The organism is Mesorhizobium huakuii (genome assembly GCF_014189455.1).
Taxonomy (GTDB): domain Bacteria; phylum Pseudomonadota; class Alphaproteobacteria; order Rhizobiales; family Rhizobiaceae; genus Mesorhizobium; species Mesorhizobium huakuii_A.
The window spans coordinates 221,509-239,736 of the sequence record NZ_CP050299.1; the positions used below are offsets into that span (position 1 = coordinate 221,509).

At 60.1% G+C, this 18,228-nt stretch carries 18 protein-coding genes and 5 pseudogenes; 10 read left to right on the plus strand and 13 right to left on the minus strand.

The genetic code is table 11. The features are described 5' to 3' along the window. Positions 1 to 74: 74 nt before the first annotated feature. The 6 genes and pseudogenes from HB778_RS38815 (at position 75) to HB778_RS38840 (ending at position 3,919) form a co-directional block, all read left to right on the plus strand. Entirely contained in the window at positions 75 to 914 is an 840-nt protein-coding gene (locus HB778_RS38815) for a DODA-type extradiol aromatic ring-opening family dioxygenase (RefSeq protein WP_244662183.1), read from the plus strand. Between the two features lie 21 nt (positions 915 to 935). Then, entirely contained in the window at positions 936 to 1,550 is a 615-nt protein-coding gene (locus HB778_RS38820; protein WP_183456831.1) for an ISAs1 family transposase, read from the plus strand. Beyond that, positions 1,510 to 2,091, plus strand: a complete 582-nt coding sequence (locus HB778_RS38825) for an ISAs1 family transposase (protein ID WP_183455035.1) — start codon at positions 1,510 to 1,512, stop codon at positions 2,089 to 2,091. The genes HB778_RS38820 and HB778_RS38825 overlap by 41 nt, the downstream gene beginning before the upstream one ends. A gap of 60 nt (positions 2,092 to 2,151) precedes the next feature. After that, the gene (locus tag HB778_RS38830) at positions 2,152 to 2,532 is read left to right on the plus strand and encodes a glutathione S-transferase N-terminal domain-containing protein (RefSeq protein WP_183465782.1); all 381 of its coding nucleotides are present in this window, start codon (positions 2,152 to 2,154) and stop codon (positions 2,530 to 2,532) included. A 27-nt stretch (positions 2,533 to 2,559) separates the two neighbouring features. Continuing rightward, positions 2,560 to 2,958 (plus strand): DoxX family protein, encoded by a 399-nt coding sequence (locus HB778_RS38835; RefSeq protein WP_183455367.1) that lies wholly within the window; start codon positions 2,560 to 2,562, stop codon positions 2,956 to 2,958. A gap of 59 nt (positions 2,959 to 3,017) precedes the next feature. Then, a pseudogene (locus tag HB778_RS38840) lies at positions 3,018 to 3,919 on the plus strand (NADP-dependent oxidoreductase). 265 nt (positions 3,920 to 4,184) lie between these two features. Here HB778_RS38840 and HB778_RS38845 read toward each other — a convergent pair. The 3 genes from HB778_RS38845 to HB778_RS38855 form a co-directional block, all read right to left on the minus strand. Then, positions 4,185 to 5,456 (minus strand): argonaute/piwi family protein, encoded by a 1,272-nt coding sequence (locus HB778_RS38845; RefSeq protein WP_244662184.1) that lies wholly within the window; start codon positions 5,454 to 5,456, stop codon positions 4,185 to 4,187. Then, on the minus strand, positions 5,453 to 6,793 hold the full coding sequence (locus tag HB778_RS38850; protein ID WP_183465783.1) for a DUF4365 domain-containing protein: 1,341 nt from the start codon (positions 6,791 to 6,793) through the stop codon (positions 5,453 to 5,455). Before HB778_RS38850 ends, HB778_RS38845 begins: the two co-directional genes overlap by 4 nt. A 155-nt stretch (positions 6,794 to 6,948) precedes the next feature. Beyond that, entirely contained in the window at positions 6,949 to 7,491 is a 543-nt protein-coding gene (locus HB778_RS38855) for an ATP-binding protein (protein ID WP_183455401.1), read from the minus strand. Positions 7,492 to 7,763: 272 nt separating this feature from the next. On the opposite strand from HB778_RS38855, the gene HB778_RS38860 reads away from it, so the two are divergent. Continuing rightward, positions 7,764 to 8,147: an ASCH domain-containing protein gene (locus tag HB778_RS38860; RefSeq protein ID WP_183465784.1), complete on the plus strand. Its 384-nt coding sequence runs from the start codon at positions 7,764 to 7,766 to the stop codon at positions 8,145 to 8,147. Here HB778_RS38860 and HB778_RS38865 read toward each other — a convergent pair. Both HB778_RS38865 and HB778_RS38870 read right to left on the minus strand, forming a co-directional pair. Next, the gene (locus tag HB778_RS38865) at positions 8,144 to 9,637 is read right to left on the minus strand and encodes a GNAT family N-acetyltransferase (protein ID WP_183465785.1); all 1,494 of its coding nucleotides are present in this window, start codon (positions 9,635 to 9,637) and stop codon (positions 8,144 to 8,146) included. The two genes, HB778_RS38860 and HB778_RS38865, sit on opposite strands and share 4 nt — an antisense overlap. Continuing rightward, entirely contained in the window at positions 9,634 to 10,077 is a 444-nt protein-coding gene (locus tag HB778_RS38870) for an ASCH domain-containing protein (RefSeq protein WP_183455396.1), read from the minus strand. The genes HB778_RS38865 and HB778_RS38870 overlap by 4 nt, the downstream gene beginning before the upstream one ends. Positions 10,078 to 10,644: 567 nt before the next feature. On the opposite strand from HB778_RS38870, the pseudogene HB778_RS38875 reads away from it, so the two are divergent. Beyond that, positions 10,645 to 10,778: pseudogene (locus HB778_RS38875) on the plus strand (alanine dehydrogenase); the annotation flags it as partial. A gap of 145 nt (positions 10,779 to 10,923) precedes the next feature. On the opposite strand, the gene HB778_RS38880 reads toward HB778_RS38875, so the two are convergent. The 3 genes from HB778_RS38880 to HB778_RS42455 form a co-directional block, all read right to left on the minus strand. Then, the gene (locus HB778_RS38880) at positions 10,924 to 11,610 is read right to left on the minus strand and encodes an XRE family transcriptional regulator (protein ID WP_183465786.1); all 687 of its coding nucleotides are present in this window, start codon (positions 11,608 to 11,610) and stop codon (positions 10,924 to 10,926) included. A gap of 90 nt (positions 11,611 to 11,700) precedes the next feature. Further along, positions 11,701 to 11,841, minus strand: coding sequence for a helix-turn-helix domain-containing protein (locus tag HB778_RS42450; protein ID WP_348524817.1), 141 nt, complete (start codon positions 11,839 to 11,841; stop codon positions 11,701 to 11,703). An 11-nt stretch (positions 11,842 to 11,852) separates the two neighbouring features. After that, complete coding sequence (locus HB778_RS42455) at positions 11,853 to 12,122, minus strand: DUF1612 domain-containing protein (RefSeq protein ID WP_244662185.1); 270 nt, start codon at positions 12,120 to 12,122, stop codon at positions 11,853 to 11,855. A gap of 690 nt (positions 12,123 to 12,812) precedes the next feature. Between HB778_RS42455 and HB778_RS38890 the strand changes: the two genes are divergently transcribed. Both HB778_RS38890 and HB778_RS42460 read left to right on the plus strand, forming a co-directional pair. Then, the gene (locus tag HB778_RS38890) at positions 12,813 to 13,097 is read left to right on the plus strand and encodes a hypothetical protein (RefSeq protein ID WP_183465787.1); all 285 of its coding nucleotides are present in this window, start codon (positions 12,813 to 12,815) and stop codon (positions 13,095 to 13,097) included. Positions 13,098 to 13,240: 143 nt separating this feature from the next. Then, complete coding sequence (locus HB778_RS42460; protein ID WP_244662186.1) at positions 13,241 to 14,104, plus strand: DUF5623 domain-containing protein; 864 nt, start codon at positions 13,241 to 13,243, stop codon at positions 14,102 to 14,104. A 32-nt stretch (positions 14,105 to 14,136) separates the two neighbouring features. Here the strand turns inward: HB778_RS42460 and scpB are convergent, their stop codons facing one another. The 5 genes and pseudogenes from scpB to repC all read right to left on the minus strand — a co-directional run bounded on the left by scpB (position 14,137) and on the right by repC (position 18,204). Continuing rightward, entirely contained in the window at positions 14,137 to 14,826 is a 690-nt protein-coding gene (gene scpB / locus HB778_RS38900; RefSeq protein WP_183465788.1) for an SMC-Scp complex subunit ScpB, read from the minus strand. 4 nt (positions 14,827 to 14,830) lie between these two features. Continuing rightward, positions 14,831 to 15,816 (minus strand): annotated as a pseudogene (locus tag HB778_RS43755) (DUF1403 family protein). Positions 15,817 to 16,385: 569 nt separating this feature from the next. Then, positions 16,386 to 16,599, minus strand: a pseudogene (locus tag HB778_RS43760) (hypothetical protein); the annotation flags it as partial. A gap of 9 nt (positions 16,600 to 16,608) precedes the next feature. Continuing rightward, positions 16,609 to 16,877, minus strand: a pseudogene (locus tag HB778_RS42465) (type II toxin-antitoxin system prevent-host-death family antitoxin). A 121-nt stretch (positions 16,878 to 16,998) separates the two neighbouring features. Next, positions 16,999 to 18,204, minus strand: a complete 1,206-nt coding sequence (gene repC / locus HB778_RS38915) for a plasmid replication protein RepC (RefSeq protein ID WP_183465790.1) — start codon at positions 18,202 to 18,204, stop codon at positions 16,999 to 17,001. Between the last annotated feature and the right edge of the window lie 24 nt (positions 18,205 to 18,228).

The following is an 18,228-nucleotide window of genomic DNA, read 5'->3' on the forward strand; positions in this document are numbered from 1 at the left end:
CCCCTCAAAAGCCGGTGACAAATTCTCGACTGCCGACCTATTTCATCAGTCATGGTGGCGGCCCCTGGCCCTATATGACGGGCGAGTTCCGCCGCAATTTCGACGTGCTCGAGAAGTCGCTGGTGGACATGCGCGCCGAACTCGGCAGCGCGCCGAAGGCGGTCCTCGTGATCTCGGGCCACTGGGAAGAGACTGGTTTTGCCATCTCGTCAGGTGTCAAGCCGGGCATGGTCTATGACTATCACGGCTTTCCGGAATACCTCTATAACATCACCTACAATGCGCCCGGCTCGCCGGAGCTCGCCAACCATGTTCAGCGGCTACTCCGCGCAAGCGGCATCGAAGCACCACTTGATCCAACACGCGGTTACGATCACGGCACCTTCAGCATCATGAAGCCTCTCTATCCGGAGGAGGACATTCCTGTGGTCCAGCTTTCGCTGGATATGGGTTACGATCCGGCGCTGCATATCAAGGTCGGTCGGGCTCTCGCGCCTCTGCGCGCCGAGGGCGTTCTGATCATCGGCAGCGGCCTCAGCTATCACAACCTGTCTGCCATGCGCGGCACGGGCGGATACGAGCCGTCCCGCCGCTTCGACGCCTGGCTCCAGGAAACTCTGACGCATTGTCCTTCTGAGAAGCGAACCGAACGGCTCATCGAATGGGAACGGGCACCAGCGGCCCGCGCGGCGCACCCCCGTGAAGATCACCTCATCCCGCTGATGGTGGTGGTCGGTGCCGCCGAAGACGAACCGGGTGGCACGATCTATCACCAGAAAGACTTCGCGGGCGGGCTCACCGCGTCGAGCTTCCGCTTCGGCCTCGCCCCAGGGCTGTTCAACGCTAACATCTTTGTGATCGGCTTTGATGCGTCGCGGGCAAAAAGGGCGATTCCCTCCGGGAGATTTGTCTGAATCTATGCAGGGCAACCAATCATGAGGGTTGCACCGTTGCCCGGCACATTGCTGTCATTGTTTTCGCAGATCCCCGATCCACGCCGTGGCCAGGGGCAGATGTATCCCCAGGCGCCGATCCTGCTGTTCACGGTGCTGGCGATGCTGGCCGGGGCGGTTTCGTATCGTCAGGTCCACGCCTTCATCCGCATCCATCTTGTCCGCCTGAACGGCGTGTTCGGGGTCTCGGTGCGAAAGGCCCCAGCCTACTCGACGGTGCGGTTCATCCTTCGCGGTCTCGACGGGGCGGAGGTCGAAAGGGTGTTCCGCCAGCATGCGGCCGGCCTGCCGACGCCCCCGGCCCAAGAGCCGGACGACGCCATGCCGGACGACGTCATGCCGGCGTGCGTGGCCATTGACGGCAAGACGCTGCGCGGCAGCTTCGACGCCTTCAACGATCGCAAAGCGGCGCATCTGCTGAGTGCTTTCGCCAGCGATGGTCAGATCATCCTCGGCCATCTGGCGATCGATGAGAAGAGCAACGAAATCCCCGCCGCCCAGGACTTGATCGCCACGCTGGGCCTGACCGGGCGCATGTTCACTCTCGACGCCATGCATGCCCAAAAAAACCTTCGCCGTAGCCCTGGCCACGGGTAACCATCTGCTGGTTCAACTCAAGGAGAACCAGCCCAATCTGGATGACGAGATTCGCGCCATCGTCGACAGCCGCACTCCCAGCGACACGGCCTCCTCACGCGACACAGTGCGATCCCGGCAGGAGGATCGAACCGTGGACGTCTTTCCCGTCGGCAAGGCCCTCGTCGACAGCGAATGGCAGCCCTTCGTCAAGACCATCATCCGCGTCACCCGCCAAACTTGGCTCCGCAGTGCCGCCACGGGCATGTGGCAGCCGCGCGGCGAGGTCTCATACTATATCTCCTCCGAACAGGGTCTCCCCGCCAAGACTTGGGCCGCCATCATCCGAGGCCACTGGGGCATCGAGAACCGCAACCACTATGTCCGCGACGTGTCCTGCGACGAGGACCGCAGCCGTATCCGCGACAACCCCGGCATCATGGCCAGAGCCCGCAGCTTCGCCCTCAACATCCTGCGTCACAACGGCACGAAAAACGTCGCTCAAGCCCTCTGGAACGGCGCTCTCTCCCTCGATCTCATCCTCGCTTACAAGGCTCTGTAATCAGCGTTGAACAGCCCTGGGCCTCGCCCCCTCACCAGCCCAATCAAACGGACAAGAGTCATGACCAATGAAACGTTCAAACCGATCGTCTATCTCAAGGAGAACTGCCCCTTCTGCTTGAAAGTTCGCCTGTTTCTTCTGGAATCAGGCCTGGCTTCGGAAGTCGAAAGCCGCGACTTCGTTCCCGGAACCGAGCAGGAGGAAAAAATCCGGACAGAACTTCTGCCGCATCTCGACAAGGTGAGCTTTCCGTCCGCGCAGCTTGAGCCCGGACGTTACGTCGCTGAGTCCGACGACATTGTTGCGTTCTTTGCGGCGAAGGCGGGCCGCGATCCGGCCGGCATGCCGGTCTACCGGAACTATGTCGATGGCGTCTTTGCCATGTCGATGAAGCTCTGGAAGGAAAACCAGGAACTGAAGAAGGCGGTTTCCGCCGCCTGACCCCCCATTAACCGAATTGGAGATTTCATGCTTGATACCGTCAAATGGACGCCGCGCGTTCTTGCGATCCTTCGCATCATGACCGCACTTCTGTTCCTCGAACACGCGACCATGAAATTCCTGCAGTTCCCGGCCGCGATTCCGGGTGTGTCCTATCCGCTGCCCGCCATCATGATCGTTGCCGGCACAATCGAGGTGATCACCGCGCTGTTGATGTTCGTCGGATTTTACACGCGCCTCGCCGCCTTCATTGCTTCGGGTGAGATGGCAGCCGCCTATTTCATGGCACACGCGTCGCAGGGTTTCTGGCCGGCTCTGAATTTCGGCGAACCCGCGATCCTGTTCTGCTTCATCTTCCTTTATCTCGCCCTCGCAGGCGGTGGGGCATGGGCCCTCGAGAACGCTCGCCGCCCGGCCATGGCGTAAACGGCAGCATCTGGAAAAAGCAAGTGCCAAACCAGACGACCAGAATTTTGGAGACCGCAATGAAAGCCGCACTTCTCAAATCCTACGGCGACGTCGATCACTTCGAAATCGCCGATATTCCGACGCCGCAGCCGGGGCCGGGCGAGGTCCTCATTAAGATCGAGGCATCCGCGGTCAACCCATTCGACCTTGTTCTCCGCCAGGGCTTCATGGCCGAGTTTATACCGCTGCCGCTGCCGGCTGTGCTTGGCGGAGACGCCGCCGGCACCATTTCGGCGCTCGGTGAAGGCGTGACCGGATTTGCCGTCGGTGACCGGGTTGTGGCGGATTTTCCGGCAAACGGCAAAGGCGCGCACGCGGAATATGGCGTCGTTGCAGCCACATCTGTCGCCAAGCTGCCTGCTAAACTAACTTTCGAGCAAGGAGCCGCGCTCGTCAAAGCAGGCCTTACCGGGCGCCAAACCGTCGAAGCGCTGGGAATCAAGGCTGGCGATCGGGTTCTGGTCTCGGGCGGCCTTGGCACGGTGGGACGGTCCGCGATCCAGTATCTCAAACAGATCGGCGCCAAGCCGGTGGCCGGCGTCCGGCGTGAGCGGCTGAGTGAAGGCAGCGACGTGGCGGGCGAAGCGCTCGATATTACAATCCCAGCCGCAACTCCGAGTTTCGACTATGCCATCAGCGCCGCCGGCCCCGTAGCCGGCAATCTCATCAGCCATGTCCGCGACGGCGGCCATGTGGCCAGCGTTGTTCCGGTCCCCGAGGGCGCCAATGCCGGAAATCGCGTGACTATCGTCGAACTCTACCATCGCACCGATGCCGCCACGCTTGATGCAGTGCTTGAGTCCGCCGTGCATGGGCAATTGGTGATCCCGATTTCCCACACTTTCCCCTTGACCAGATCGGCGCGGCCCAAAAAGCGGTTGCAGCGGGCGCTTCCGGGAAAGTCGTGCTGAAGCACTGAAAGCAAGAATATGGCTGGCATAGCCGACATAGAGCTGCTGCTTCCGCAGCGTCAGAGCCGATTCTCTACATGTAAAAGCTGTACCTTGGGGCGATCTCCTGCCCGTCTCCGAGGTACTTTAGCACCTGCCCCACCTGTCTTGCCGCCGCAATAGTAATCGGCATTCCGTTGTCGAACTGAGTGTTGTTCCAATTCATCTTGGTCAAAGCCAGGGTCTCGTACGCGATATGCTGCAGTGGTTGACCGAGGACCTGACATCGCAGCATCAGCGGCCGCGCACATACATTCCGGGATATGTGCGGAAGAAGTCGACGCTGCCGCGCGTGTAAAGGAGAGCCTGATCCTTGCTGAAGCGCAAAAGGCTGCCTCTCAACGGTGGATAGACACCGAGGCGATAAAGGCGTGTCATCGATTTCTGGATCCAGACGAAATCGGCATAGTCGATGTCGCGCTCGTCAATGGCCTTGTGAAAACCGTCCAGTTCGTTCCGATCGAAACGCGAGGTCTTGTGCAGTACTACGCGGGCTGGGTAGTGGCCGTGCTGACCGCGAAACACCTTCAGGGAATCTCTCAGGAGCGCATAAGCATCTTCGGCGGTGAGATGGGGCGAACGGTCTTCTTCGCTCTCGACCATGCGTCCGCCACGAAGGATTAAACCTTCCCCTCTCTCGTCAAACATCTGGGCCGTGCTTGTATGCATATGCTCGCCTTCCACCGATCGGTAGAAACTTAGACCGACGAAAGATGTTCTAAGTTCTCTGGCATCCCTTGCGAGGCGCCACGGCAGGCCACCGGCTTTGTAGTAGATGGCAGTGATAAGGTTCCAGGCGATGGTGGCAGGATCCTGCATGCGCCGGTCGCTGTTCTCCTTCAGTTTCCGAGGTATGCGGTAAGACGGATCGAATGTGGTCGGCCACATCAACTGAATAGGAATACGCAGGCGCATGCACGCTGCCTTGAGCATGCCGCGGAAGTCCAGTTCGCTGCCTGGCTCCGCTTCCACCGGGGCCTCCGCGTCGACCTCGTCGTCGTTCTCGCCGGTGGCTTCACGCGCATTCACGGTCCTTTCGATGATCTCGACAGGCAACGCGATAAGAACGACATCCGGTAGCGCGGTCCTTTCAGCGAGGACCGCGATTTCGTTGACGATGGTGCTGACCACCTCGCGAGTGACCTCCCTTTGTCCCGGGATCGCAACCAGACGACCGATTTCCTTTGTTGGAAGGATTCGCTGAAGCTCGCTCGATGTGGTGAATTCGCATCGAAAGGTTTCATCGTTTCGCAGACCTGGGAATCGTGGGAACAGGTTCGCCTGCCGGCTGGACTTTGCTTCGAAACCGTCAGAGCACGCCTCGATCCATCTGGCGGTACCTTCCACCGTGTCCGCGCTCCCGACTATTCCAAGCTTGATGCGTCTTGACGCACCATCGATGTGCACGTCAAAGGGACCGTAGTCCATGATCCCGAAGCGGATGTCGGGATGCCGCAGCCCACTTCCGAATTCCAGTGCGGGCTCGGCCAGATGAGAAAGCCTCATTCCGTGCCCTCCTGCATCTTGTCGAAGTCGAACAGCGGCGAGGTGGGATTGGATTCTTGCGCCGTCCAAAGTTGGTCCGGGACACCGACGTCGAGTTCGAATGATTCCAACGGCGCGAATCTGAGATGTGGGTAGGCTTCTCCGAGCAGGTCTCCTGTGCGGTGCGTGGTCAGAAACGCCTGCCACATCACAAACTGACCCATGACAGCAGCGTTGTTTTCGAGTTCTTTAATCTTCTTCAGATGTTCGCCTGCTTTGAAATCCGGTTCCCAGCCATCCCTGCTGAAATGATAGGTCGGCGAGACCTCGACATACCATTTCTGGTCATAGCGGACGAAATGCGGGCGGAAGCCCGAATGACGGAAGTAAGCAGGCTTCCCCGGATGGTCGCGCTGGCGGCCATAGCCCTTGACAACGCGACGCGTAGTCAAGTTCCGGAGGCTCCTGTAGGCGTAGTTGAGCTTCCCTCGGTTTCTCGGCTTCACGAAATACAGGATGCCGCTGTCGCGATCGCGACGGAGGTCGGGTCTCACAAAATCCCCGATCGCCCTATTCAACAGCGCCACGAAATCACGAACCCGGTCCACGTCGTCGCTGCCCGACCACTCGGAGGTGTCGAAGACTTCCATCGCCGACACATCGCAGATCTTGTTCCAGGGCCACTTGTCCAAGTCGTTGAATGACAGAACCGCATTGCTCCTGACTATCCACTCGGAAGACGCTTTCGAGTCCAGCTCCCTTAGGGCGGCTCCGAAAGATTTGTCCGTGTGGTGGTGGGTTGGGGCCCAGTAGATCTTAGGCGCGAAACCGATCTCCAACAGATTCACGAGCAGGGATTCGTGGAGACGCACGCTAGGTCCCGTGGACCCGGGCTTTGCCGAAGTGGCTACCGCCACGATCGCGGCCTTTGCATCGACAGAGAAGAAATCGGATCGCTTGTCGAACACGACCTTCCGCGACTTCAAGTGCTCGATGTCACTGAACCATTCTTTGATCGACTTCCAATAGGCCTTCCCTTCATCGAGCTTCACGACGAGCAGCAGAACAGGAGCCGTGCCATGCATCCAGTACTGGATGTCTGCTTCTGTCACGGGGAACTCAAACGTGGTGTCGGTTTCGGCCTGCAGTCGCGTGCGCTCGGTTGCCTTTCCCTGAACCTGTAGCAACAGGTTTGAGACGGCTCCCGTCGTTTCATCACGTAGTTCGATAAATCCATCGATTCCGGCTTCGACGCCGCCAGTCTCGTAGAACATGAAGCCCATGCTCAACACGACTTGGCGAATATACGCGATGCCGCGTTCGCCGATGATATCGGTACGCCCAATCTTCTTCGCCATCTTCCGCTCAACGAGAGTATGCGACCCAGAATCGAGAATAGGGACAAGAATCGTTCGGTTAGGATACGACGGCGCGGGCCGCGCTTCAATTTCCCGACGAGTTGTAATCGAATAGCTGCCGCGACTTCCAACGGAAGACCAGGTGCTATCGACGTCTAAGCCAGGATCGCCTGAGCGAAAGCTTCCTCGTCACCCGAGCCCACTAAACGGAACGGCACGCCGAGTTCCCGGGCATGTTTCTCGGCGAGCGCTATGACCAGGGATTGGTACTCGGCAATCTGGCCAGAAGTCCTGTCTGGGCGGACCCTACCCGTGTCTCGAGTCCTGCGAGCGAGGATGCTTTCAGGATCGCCGGAAAGAGCTATCACAACGTACAGATCGATCGCACGGAACACTTCCAGAGGGATTTCGACATAGCCGTTGTCGGTGTCGATGATGTTATGCGCGTCGAAAACGATTGGGCGGCTCTCCTGGGCCCGCAGCTTCCCGAAAGCTTCGATTAGCAGCGTCTGATTGTCGAGAACTTGACCTTTTCTGAGTTCCTCGCGGTCTACGGTTCGAGCCAGCAGGTCGGCTTTCGCTTGCCGTAGGACATCGCTTGCCTGAATATGGATGAAGCCGGCATTTGCGGCACATCGTCCAATCACGTACGATTTTCCGACACCTGACACGCCGACTACCAGTGCGGCTCTCGCCATGTCCCCCTCAACTTCCTCTAGCCTGAGCCTCTGCCATGGACGACCGTGCGACGAAATTGCCCGCTACATCGCACACGCTGTCCACTACAAGTTTGCCTGGGACCGTTTTGATCTCTCTCGTGTTGGCATAGGATCCGGAAAAGACAGGAGTTGCAATGCAATTCGTTTTTCCTACTCCCCGACGGTTGTACGACGCCGCTCTCGAGCGCCTGAAGACAAGGCTCGCAGACGAGTTTCCCGAACGAACTTCCGTTCCGCGTCGGCGCTTCGTCATGGCCGAACGCCTCGCGGACAAGGTGTTGTCTGAGCAGAAATCGACGACGATCCGATACGACCGCGATAGGGTCGAGTACCCCGCTGGGCCTGTCCTGCCACTTTACGCGGCTGAAGAGCGCGGGCCGCAAGATGAGTATCGTTGCCTTGCCTGTCTCCGTGTCCTGAGCGTGCGCTACTCCACATTCAATGGCCTTACTGAAGCGGATGCGCGTTCCGACGGGTTTTCTTCCCTAGACGAATTGCTCGGTGCACTGCAGCGCTTCTACGGCCGCATAATGCCGGAAGACACGGTCTGCATTTACGAGTTCGCCCTCGAGCCAACGGCGACGAAGCGAAACACTCGCGGCCGGAACGTCGTGCTGGAATCCCCCTCGGTCTAAAACTTGAAGCCTAGCTTTAGGAGCGGCTTCAGCTTCGTGTAGGCCGATTCGGGAATCTTGTTTATCGACTGCGGCCACGAAGGCAGGACGCCGTAGCCGAGCAAATCGGTCAACGGCACGGTTGGCTCTACGTGCCCGATCAGCAGGAAGTCAATGACCTTAAGCGGACGCGATCCCGCCACCCAGTGCGCGAGTTCCGCGTCCGAGAACACGGACCGTTTCGCAGTCCACTTTCGTACCTCGTTCACATCGAGGGTCCAACGGACGGATTCCACGACACCCACGCTCGTCATCGACTGGGAGCCGTACGACGGGGACTTGGTCATGTAGAAGAAGAGCAGATCTCCGGGCTGCATGGCGTTCGTGGGGGCGTGGCAGATGTAGACCTTCTTGATGGTGTTACCCGGTTTACCACCTGGCGCCCCGGTGCTTCCGGTCGTCGGAGCGGTCGCCTCCGGGAACAACTTCCGATGATATCCCGGCTGGATAGGTACGACGAACTTGCTCACAGCAGCGTCGTCCGAAAACCGCGGGTAGTTCTTCTTCACGGTCTTGAGCTTATCGGTTCCGGCCGCCAGCGGCCCACTTCCCATTGGCTTTTCGAAAACTAGCTCGCCTTTCGCGAGGGTTTTTGTCTTCTCGAACCCGTATTCTTCAAGGAGGCGGATCAGACCTTCCTGCTTCGGAAATGCGGTGACGTAGGTCAGGTCGTAGTCGTTCCGTTGACAATGCCATAGGACCTGCTTCAGCAACTGCTCGCCTAACTTCTGGCCCCGATGGCCCTGCGCCACCTTGAAGGTGCAGATTTTCAGAATCTTGGCAGCAGCGTACTGCGTGCCGGCTGCGGCGTGGGTCTCGTCTTTTCGAATGACGATCCCGGCTAGCTTGCCGCCGTCCTTGATCACCCAGCAGTCGCGGTGCTCTTCCTTACACTTCGGCACCCAGACCTCACGGAACCCGACGTAATCGGCGGCCAGATCGTCGAAAATCTCATCCTTGAAGTCGATGTTATACGCTTTGGCGTATTCGACGGAGGGCAGGAAAACCTGATCAGGTTCGTACGCTTGCTTAAGCCAAGCGACCGCGTCAGCGACTGTCAGGACCTGTTCGCTGAGACCGGCGGCCTTCGCACGTCGATGGATGCCGTCGTCCTCGGTAACGAATAGCTCCACGACACCATCCGCGACCGCGTGCAGCATCTTAGCGTCGCAAACGTCATTCGGCTTCGGCAGCTTGCCGTAGAGCCTTGCCAGTTCCCCCTCGGAAGGAACGTGAACGCCCTTCAATTGCCGAAACTTCTTGACCTTAGAGAGAGTGACCCTCCTTCGATCCTTGTCGGGGTCGCGTTCGATATCTTCCAAAGAGGCTTCATGCACGAAGACGGAAATTCCGTGCTCCTGGCATTTGCGCTGCAGGTCGGCGAATTGAGCCTTGATCTCCTTCGCATCCTCGAGCTGGATGATGACATTGGTGTCGATGAGCAGCTTCATCTCTCGGAACCTCGGATCAGCTGACGGAAAGCGTCGTCGGCATAGGCGAATGACTGTGGTGGCGTAAAGCCGAGACGTTCCTTGAGTATGGATAGGGGGACGGGTTCCGTGACGGCGACCGGATCCTGGAGCTTGATTACGAAGCCGGACGTCCTCTCAGCATAGTATGCATCGAAGTCATCGCGCTCGATGAACGCTACGTCATTATAGTTCGCCCATATGCTCTCGACCGGGAGTTCTTCCACGGTAGAGATCGTGGCGTAGCCGATCACCGCTTGGATGGGAGCCGACGCATAAATGTACATGACTGCGCCGGTGACCGTCCCATACGGAAATCGACGCCTCAGTTCGACTTTCTTCTGACCGCTTACAATCTTGGTAGCGTACTCTGGCTTGATGCTCAGAACGAAGTCGTGGCGGAACAGGTCAAGATTGTTCATTCTTTGACGATCGCAAAATTTCTCACGATCGGCATTATCCTACGCGAAACAAATTGTGAACCGCTGATTGATCCAAATCGGCGACGGAGGTCACCGCCGATCGGCTTCCGATATTGCGGTTCGCAAACCCGGAAGAAACGCCGAGGCAGCAGGGGTCGCACTTGCCTATCTGTAACCCAAAGGCCGTAGTCTGGCAGAGGAATGGCTCATGGAATCATCACAAAAAAAGGGCGCTTGGCTGCCGCTGTTGCAGTTGTGAGAACGACCGCTTTCAAGTCGAGGCAGAGTTTGGGTTAGCGACTGAGAAAAGGCGCGATGCCGATCCGCGAGGATCTGCGCGCTGGTCTCTCCGCTGTGCCGATCTGGATGCAGGAGTTCCTGCGCGAACTCCTCAGCCTAGACGCTCGGCACGAGGGCAAATCATGAGCACCGACGCCTACCGCCAAATCATCGCAGCGCCGCCACGTGACCGGCTCGACCTGTTCCTCGCCACGGCCAATCGCATTGGTGCCCCGGTCGGTAATGTCGAAAAGGACTTCTGGGTCTGCTGGACGCTCTATGCGCTCTATCACGAACATGCCAGGCGCGGTGCCGGTCACCTCGGCCACGCCCTCAACAACGCAATGCTGCATTATTGCCTGCAGCTCGCCGACAAGGGGCTGAAGGCGCTGGTCGACGACGACCATCTGTGCAATGGCCTCACTAGGAACCACACAGCGGCTTCCCGTACCCCAACGGATTGGGATAGGTGCTCCGGTAGATCCGGCCGAATGTCCGACCCGGCGATATGGTCTCGATTTCGAGCTTTGCACGCCCGAAATCGGGAGGAGGTGGAACGCCCGGCATTCAGTCGAAATCGCCCCTGGCCATACCTTCGGCCGCGGCCAGCACCGCGGCATCGTCGCCCTGCTGAAGGGCTCTAAGACCCGTCCGCCCATCGAGGGCGCCATGGCGCGACGCCAGAAACCGATAGACGGCCCAGGCACTATTGCCCAACATGGCATGGAGCGCCGGCAATGCGCCGAAGGGACGACCGTCCTTGTCGAGCTGCCACACAGGAAAGCGAAAGCCGCGCTTGGCGCCATCGATCCCGAGCACCTGCCCACTCTGTCGCTTGGCGTTGACTGTCACCCGCGACGTGCCTAGCAACTTGGCGAAGGCTTCAGCACTGAGCATGTCTTCCCCGGCGACAATTTCGGCGACGCGCTTGCGGCCACGTTCGCGCGCCGCTGCAAGCGCCGCTTCAAGTTCACCCTCCGGCTTGCCCGTGTCCTCGACGGGAAAAGTATCGTCTGAAGCGATCGATTGCTTTTCGACCGGAGTGATCGTCTGCGCATCAGCCGCCGGATCGACCTCTACCCGGAATGATACGCGATGGCCGATCTTGCGGCTGCGTGCGATCGCTTCCTGATAGCGTTCGAGCAACACCTTCTCGAAGTCTGCCTGTGCCGGCAGCTTCGTGGTAAAGCTCAGGCCGGCGACTCCCGCACGGGATCTGGTCCCGCTATGGTTGCTGCGTTTTGGAGCGGCCATGGATGACACCCCCGTGCTGTCACCAATATGGTTACAGAGCGCAAGTTCGTCAAGTTAGATAATTTGGTAAAGTCTGTAGAGAATGGCGGATTAACCAATTCCCCATGCGCGAAACCGTCCCCGCCCGTCATCTCGCGCAGCCCCAAGGCCGTCGACGAGGTTGAGGGCTCCCTGTTTTGTCACCTTTAGCCTCTCCTGGATCATGCCGGTCGAGACAAGCGGCCGCGACATGACGAGGTAGACTAGGTCGGGGAGTTTCGAGCTCGCGCCGCTCCATCTGGCTTTTTGCCAGCACAAAACGGCTCCTTCAGGCCAGCCACTGCTGCGTCGTGAATAGCATCGAGCAAGGCGAGCAGCCGATCGCCGCGATTGCGCGCCCGCCTCCGCTTCCGCGGAATGTTCTTGGCGCCGAGATGCAGGCTGGCGAGATGGTGCGCGGCAAGACCTTCCCGCCGTAGCAGTGCGACCACGAGCGGTGGCCTAAGCCAGGCGGCATGCTGCAGCACCTCCATGTCCGATCAGGCCTCGAGCAGGATCGCGCAGCGCAGAACGACTGGCAGATCGCGTGTCCTGGCCATAACGTCCTGCCATTGGCCAGCCGTTCTTCTTCATTCCAGTCGAGATCGTAGATCAGGCATTTTGCGGCTCCGGCCGGTCACCTCCAGACGTTTCCTCTTTCGCGTGAAGATTTCGGCGAAGCGCTTTTTCGCGCATGGCGGCGCGTCGAAGTTTCAAAAGGTATCGCTCATCATCGCGTGGCCCACCCTCACGACCAGTATGGCGCTTCGGATCTTGGATTGTGCACTGTAGGCAGCAAAGGATTGCCGGCCGGACCATGAGAACGGGACGCGACAGTGGCGCGTCGTCAGGTCGAAACGCCCACCACGGCGGTATGCTGCTCACGCCAATTGCTTGGGCCAACTCTCGGGCCATGCGATTGGCACCCGCCCGATCCGCACAGCATAGCTCGTAACACTGCCCCGGTGACCTTCGACACTTTGCTCGATTGGGCAGTGGGCCAGAGACTTCTCACGAAAAGAAATCAATTGTATTCTGCGATGCGGTGCTTCTGGCAGGAGCGCGCCGCCCGTCGTTGCGAAGCTGTTGACAGCACTGCCGATCCTGACGCTCCCGTTCATGTCATGTTCGGGCTCGCGAGGTGGTTGACGGGCGACACTTCCCAACGAGCCAGGAGAACTGGCATGTCCAAGACAGATGTTCAGCCGTCCTCGATTGAGGGCATAAAGCGCCTTGCCAAGGCTATCTCAAAGCGAGATGCAATCTCGCACAGCGAAGCCCTTGACACGGCATCTAAAGTATCGGGCTTTGGCAATTTTCAGCATGCACGCCGATCGTTGGGCGATCGTTCAGCGGAAGCCAGCCTGGCGCGGAATGTGGTCTATATCTCCACCTTCTGGGAAGATGGTCACGAACATCCGGCCGTGAGACTATCCGGGTATTCATTTCAAAGCCGCTTGATGAACTGATCAAGCCGTCTCAGTATCGATATGCTCATAAGCTCGGTCGTTTCCGGCGTCGTGCCTCAGACCATGTGGTCGATGGGCATCGACCAGACTCTGCGAGCGCGGCTTTGGACATCGCTTGCGGAGCTGCGAGGGTACTGCAGTTCATGGACATCACGGGCCTGCAGCCATCCAAGGCACACGTCGAACCCGGAGCGGAATATCTGGCCCGCCTGCCTGGACGTGATCATGGAAGTGCCTGGTACGATCCCGTCGCAAAACATCACGTCGGGGCCGACGAACCTTACGCAAGGAGTGTTGCGTCGAAAGAGCGGGACGCCTGGGCGCGGCGACACAACTGGTCGATCGCAAGGCCGGAATGGCCGGGAATGTACTATCCGGGAAGCTGTGAACTTTACCTGTATGCCGATGCGTCGAAGGGATATTCGCTTGATGGGCTTCTCAAGGCGCTTTCCAAAGGCCCTTCACCGATCGTGCCCGCGAATTGTGACCGGGTCGCCATCGACGGTCGCGCTCCTTTTGTGACTCCGGGAGAGAAGGCTAAAGCCGAGGCGAAGCTCGCGAGAAATGTTCAACGAAAGGCTACCGCGCCACGCGGTCCCAATACCACTGTCGAGTACCGGCTGCCGCTCAGCGGCATGCGGCGCCGGCGCCCTAAGGCGGCGATGCCCGTGGACGCGCATGCCAGGATAGGCACCCTGCTGAAGGGTGTGCTGACCGACATGCGAGCGCGCGCGGGCGTCTACAAGCGCGTTGATGCAGTCCGAAGCGAGCTTGATGACTGGGTTCAATGCGAACACGATCGGGCGGCCATGCCCGATGAGGTGTTTTTCGACCTCTACTACGGAGAGAATTCCGCCGGAGGAACGTCAAAAGCGGGTGAACAACACATCGAGGACCTCCGCCTCGCACAGTCCATCCTGATGCAACACTATCCGGATTGTGCGCCGTTGAGGGACCTCGTGGGAAAAATCGATCTCGCCGTCATATCGCTCGAGAAGTTGCGGTGACGATGGCGGTCGTCCGGCCAGGCACAGGCGCTCTATTCGTCGACGTCGGCATCATTCTCGCCGGGGGCGGAAAACCCCGGCATGATGTCGCCCGCCAGAAGCTTTTCCTTCGACAGCAGCCCCGCATCCTCGAGAGCCTCGAAGTCGGGAAGATCGCGCAAGGTTTCAAGCCCGAATTCCAGCAGGAACTGTTTCGTCGTCACATAGGTATAGGGGGCGCCGGGCGTCGGGCTTCGCGGGCCTGAGGCGATCAGGCCGAAGGAGCGCAAATTGCCGATCAGGTCGCGGCTGATCTCCTTGCCGAAGAATGACGAGAGTTCGGCGCGCGTGATCGGCTGAAAGAAGGCGATGCACATCAAGACCAGCACTTCGGATTGCGTGAGGTCGACGGCGCGTTCGCCAGAGCCGACGGCGGTACGGATGGCGTCGGCATAGGCCGGCCGCGTCAGGTGCTTCCAGCCGCTGGCGACCGCGACCAGATCGTAAGGCCGGCCCCGCAGCTCCTCGCGGATGTCGTCGATCAAGAGGTCGATGCTGCAGGTCTTGCCGACGATGCGGGTAAGCACCTCGCGGCTGACCGGTTCGCTGGCGGCGAAGATGGTTGCTTCGACGCGGTTCATCCATTCGCGCCAACGTACTTCTGGCGGCAGGTGATCCAGTTCGCGGTCGAACAGGTGACCATCTGATTGCTCCTTCGCCCTTTTCCCCCTCGCCTGCTCCATGGTCTCACAGCCCGTAGATGCGGAAGGTCGGACGACCGGACAGCTCGCGCACGGCGCCAAGTTCGATCAGCCGGTCGAACAGGCGGCGCAGGCCGCGGTCGCTCATGCCGGCGATCTTTGAGGATGCGACGATCGCGTCGTCGGACAGCAGCTTCTCGACGACAGTGTCCGCCCCTTTCGCCCGCAGCTTTGGGGCGACAGCCAGCAGGCGGTCGGCGCGGCGGCCGAGCTCGGCCGCAAGATCCATCGCCTGCAGCGCCGCCTGCGCATAAGCCGCCCAAATGCGTTGCCGGGACGCCTGCCCGGATTCCCGTTCGGCATGGGGTGACCGACGACCGCCCGCCACCGGGTGCAAGCCGAACAGGGGCACCGCATGCGTCCACCCTAGCCGGTCGGCCAGAACAGCGTCCGCAAGCCACGGTCCAAGCTCACGCGTGGCGCGACTGTGATGACGCTCGAGCACGGCCATCGCGTCGACCGCGCCAGCGACTGCATTACCGACCGCGCCAGCGATCGCCTGGATTTCGTCACCGATTTGACCGGCCGCCCCCACGTCAAGCGCGCTCCCCAGATCCGCGGCGACATCGACCAATACCCCTCGCTGACCAACGTCGCGACTGGACGCGATGCCAGCGTTCGCCAGGCAAGCAGCATACGGCCGGCGGGTCCAACGTCGTCGCCGGGACGGGTGAGCAGCAGCGCGTCACGCAGCGCCGCCTCGTCCTCGACCCGGCCGGCGCGTTTGGCCGTTGCCGCCGCTGCCCCGAGTGCCAGGCGCTGCCGCCAGGCGCCGGCCCATCTCTCCTGCCGGCGCACCACCGCATCGAGGGCGGTCAGCGCCGCAGCCGCGGCAAACGCAGCGTCTTCGCTCGAGTCCGGACCGGCCGCCACGGCGCGCAGCCAGGTCGGGACGGGAGTGGCCAGCGCAGCCGGGGCTGCACCGGTGAGGGCCACAGGTGCATGGCGAAGCAGTTTCGGGCGCAGAATCATCGTCGACAGCATGAATCATCGCGGCGCTTCTGGCAACGAAAATGGCCTAAAGCCGCCGCGCCCGTCGACAGTTAAAAACGAACGATAAACCGTAGCCTTTCGTTTTAATCCTTGTAGAGGAGATGCTCTCTCTCGTCGATCAAAACCCGGAAATGCGCGTTGGGCAAGAGCAAGCATACCGCGACGGCAACAAACACGCCGCCCCGCCACAGAAGAGGCGGTGCTGCCGGATGATCTGTCCGCCATGCTGGGACGCTCGACCGCAGCAGCGACGCGGCGTGAGCATCGATTCTTCCTTGCAAAATAGGAGTCGCACTCCACAATTGCTAGGATAACTGGGCGCCGCGCCACGACCGAACTTACGGAATCGCTGGCCGCCGTGGCGCTGCTCGGACCGCGTCAGGTTTGGCAAGACCACACTCCTAGCGCTGGAAATAGCCGGAGGGCGTCCTTCCATCCGAATCCGACGCCGACCGCCTATCTCGAAATGTACCATTTCGACTGTCTCGACGTTGGCACACTCAAACCGATCCGCCCGCTCACCGTCAGCCGCAAGCGCTTGACCGCGCCGGCATCTCGATGGCATCATCGGGATTGGACGGTGGTGTACGGGTGATCGGCAGGACGTGGACGACCGGGGGCCGTCCTCCTACATGGCGACCAGCACTAGCACCAGGCATTGCCGGTCCTTGTGTCGGCTTGCTGGCGCCGCTCGCGGTGTTGCCAGTGCCAGAGATACGAATAGCGGAAGACATGACCGACCTTGATTTCAGCCGGCAGCATTTTTTGCTGTCAGACCTTTGCCGGAAGAAGCTCGCCGTTGAGATGGTCAAGGCCCGGCTCCATTTCGACGGCTTCGACAGCGGCGATCTCGTCGGCGCTGAGTTCCGCGGTCAGATCGACCCGGCGGTCGCGCTTCGACAGCCGGACAAAATCTTCGTAAGCCAGCAGCACGGTGCGAGGCCGCCGTTCTCGGTGATGATGACAGGGTCGCGGACCGCGGCATCCTGATAGGCGCCGAAGGTTTTCGAGACGGCGGTGACGGTGACGGTGGTGGTCATCGGCTGAACTCTTTTCTTCCGGAAGACATGGGTTTTCCGGGCTTTCCACAGGTATCAGCCGGCCATCGTAATACGCGCTTGAGCTGGGCACAAAGCGATAAGCTGCGGGATTTGGCGATCATCATCCCGTCATCCTTGCTGTGGCGCCGTTGGCCTTGAGCGCCGCCATCAGCATCGGCCCGACCGAAAAAGTCCCTACCCTGGCCTTATCAGTCAGCGCCCGAAGATAGCCGCCGGCGGAATTGATGTGCTGAGCACGTTGCAGGATACAGGCGATCACCATCGCCGCGGTCTCCTGACCCATTGCATGGCAGGCTTCCTCATACGCTGACGGCGAAACACCCAGATATCCCCGCACCTGGGCGGCGGTTATCATGAGATCGCGCCAATTGCTGATCCCGTCGACGGCATAATCCGCAATTTCGGGGCAGGCCTTCAGCACCATCCCCAGCGGGTATGTTTTCGGCGCCTCTGCGGTCCTCGTTCTGGGCTCGGCCGTCGCCCCGCTTTTCTCTAAAGCAGGTTCAAATTCAAAAGTAGAGTCGGTATTTGAATTAGATTGCTGCCGCTCGCTTTGAGAGTCATTGCCGCTCGGATTCGTGGATTTCATATGAGTTTCCAGCAGCTTATCCACATCGTCATGCAATACGGCAAGATCTGCTGCGATCGGTTCCAGCTCCGCAATGCAGGCTCGGCGCGGAATTGCCTCCACAACGCTGCGGAAGCGCTTCCACAAGCCTCCCCAGCCGCCCGGAACGTGCTCTTCAAGGGCGGCCTCGATGAGCTTGTGGATGTCACGGCGGTGCAAGGTGATCCGCTCGCGCATGAGCCTGAGCGCCCGGTTGTCGGCACGAACACGCTCCGCCGCCGCCTCAAACTCGCAAGCACGGGCTAGCAGAGGTGCCAAGGAGAAGCCGAATGCTTCCTCTATCTCCCCTCCCCGGCCCTTGCGGGCGTAGCGCTTGCCGTTCGGGCTGTCCCGACGGATGATTAGCCCGCAGTCAACAAGAGCCGCCAGGTGTCGCCTGACTGTGGGCTCGGGCATTCCGTGCGCCCTGAGCGACAGTTGGGCGTTCGAGGGAAAGACGATGAGGCCGTTTTCCTCACTCAGCTCGCTGTCAGGATAGAATGATAGCAGCGCATTCAGGACGGCCAGAGCGCGATCGCCGATACCGACGATGCTCTTGCCTTCGCAGAGGTTGCGGTAGATCTGCCACTTGTCGACAACCCTGCCCTTAGGGATTTCACGTGAATCGTTTCGCGCTGCCAGCATGGCAAGCGACATCGGCCGCCGCCCAAAGGGCGTCGTTGCAATACCAGTCTCCATTTCTTCCCTTCGCCTTCAATTAGG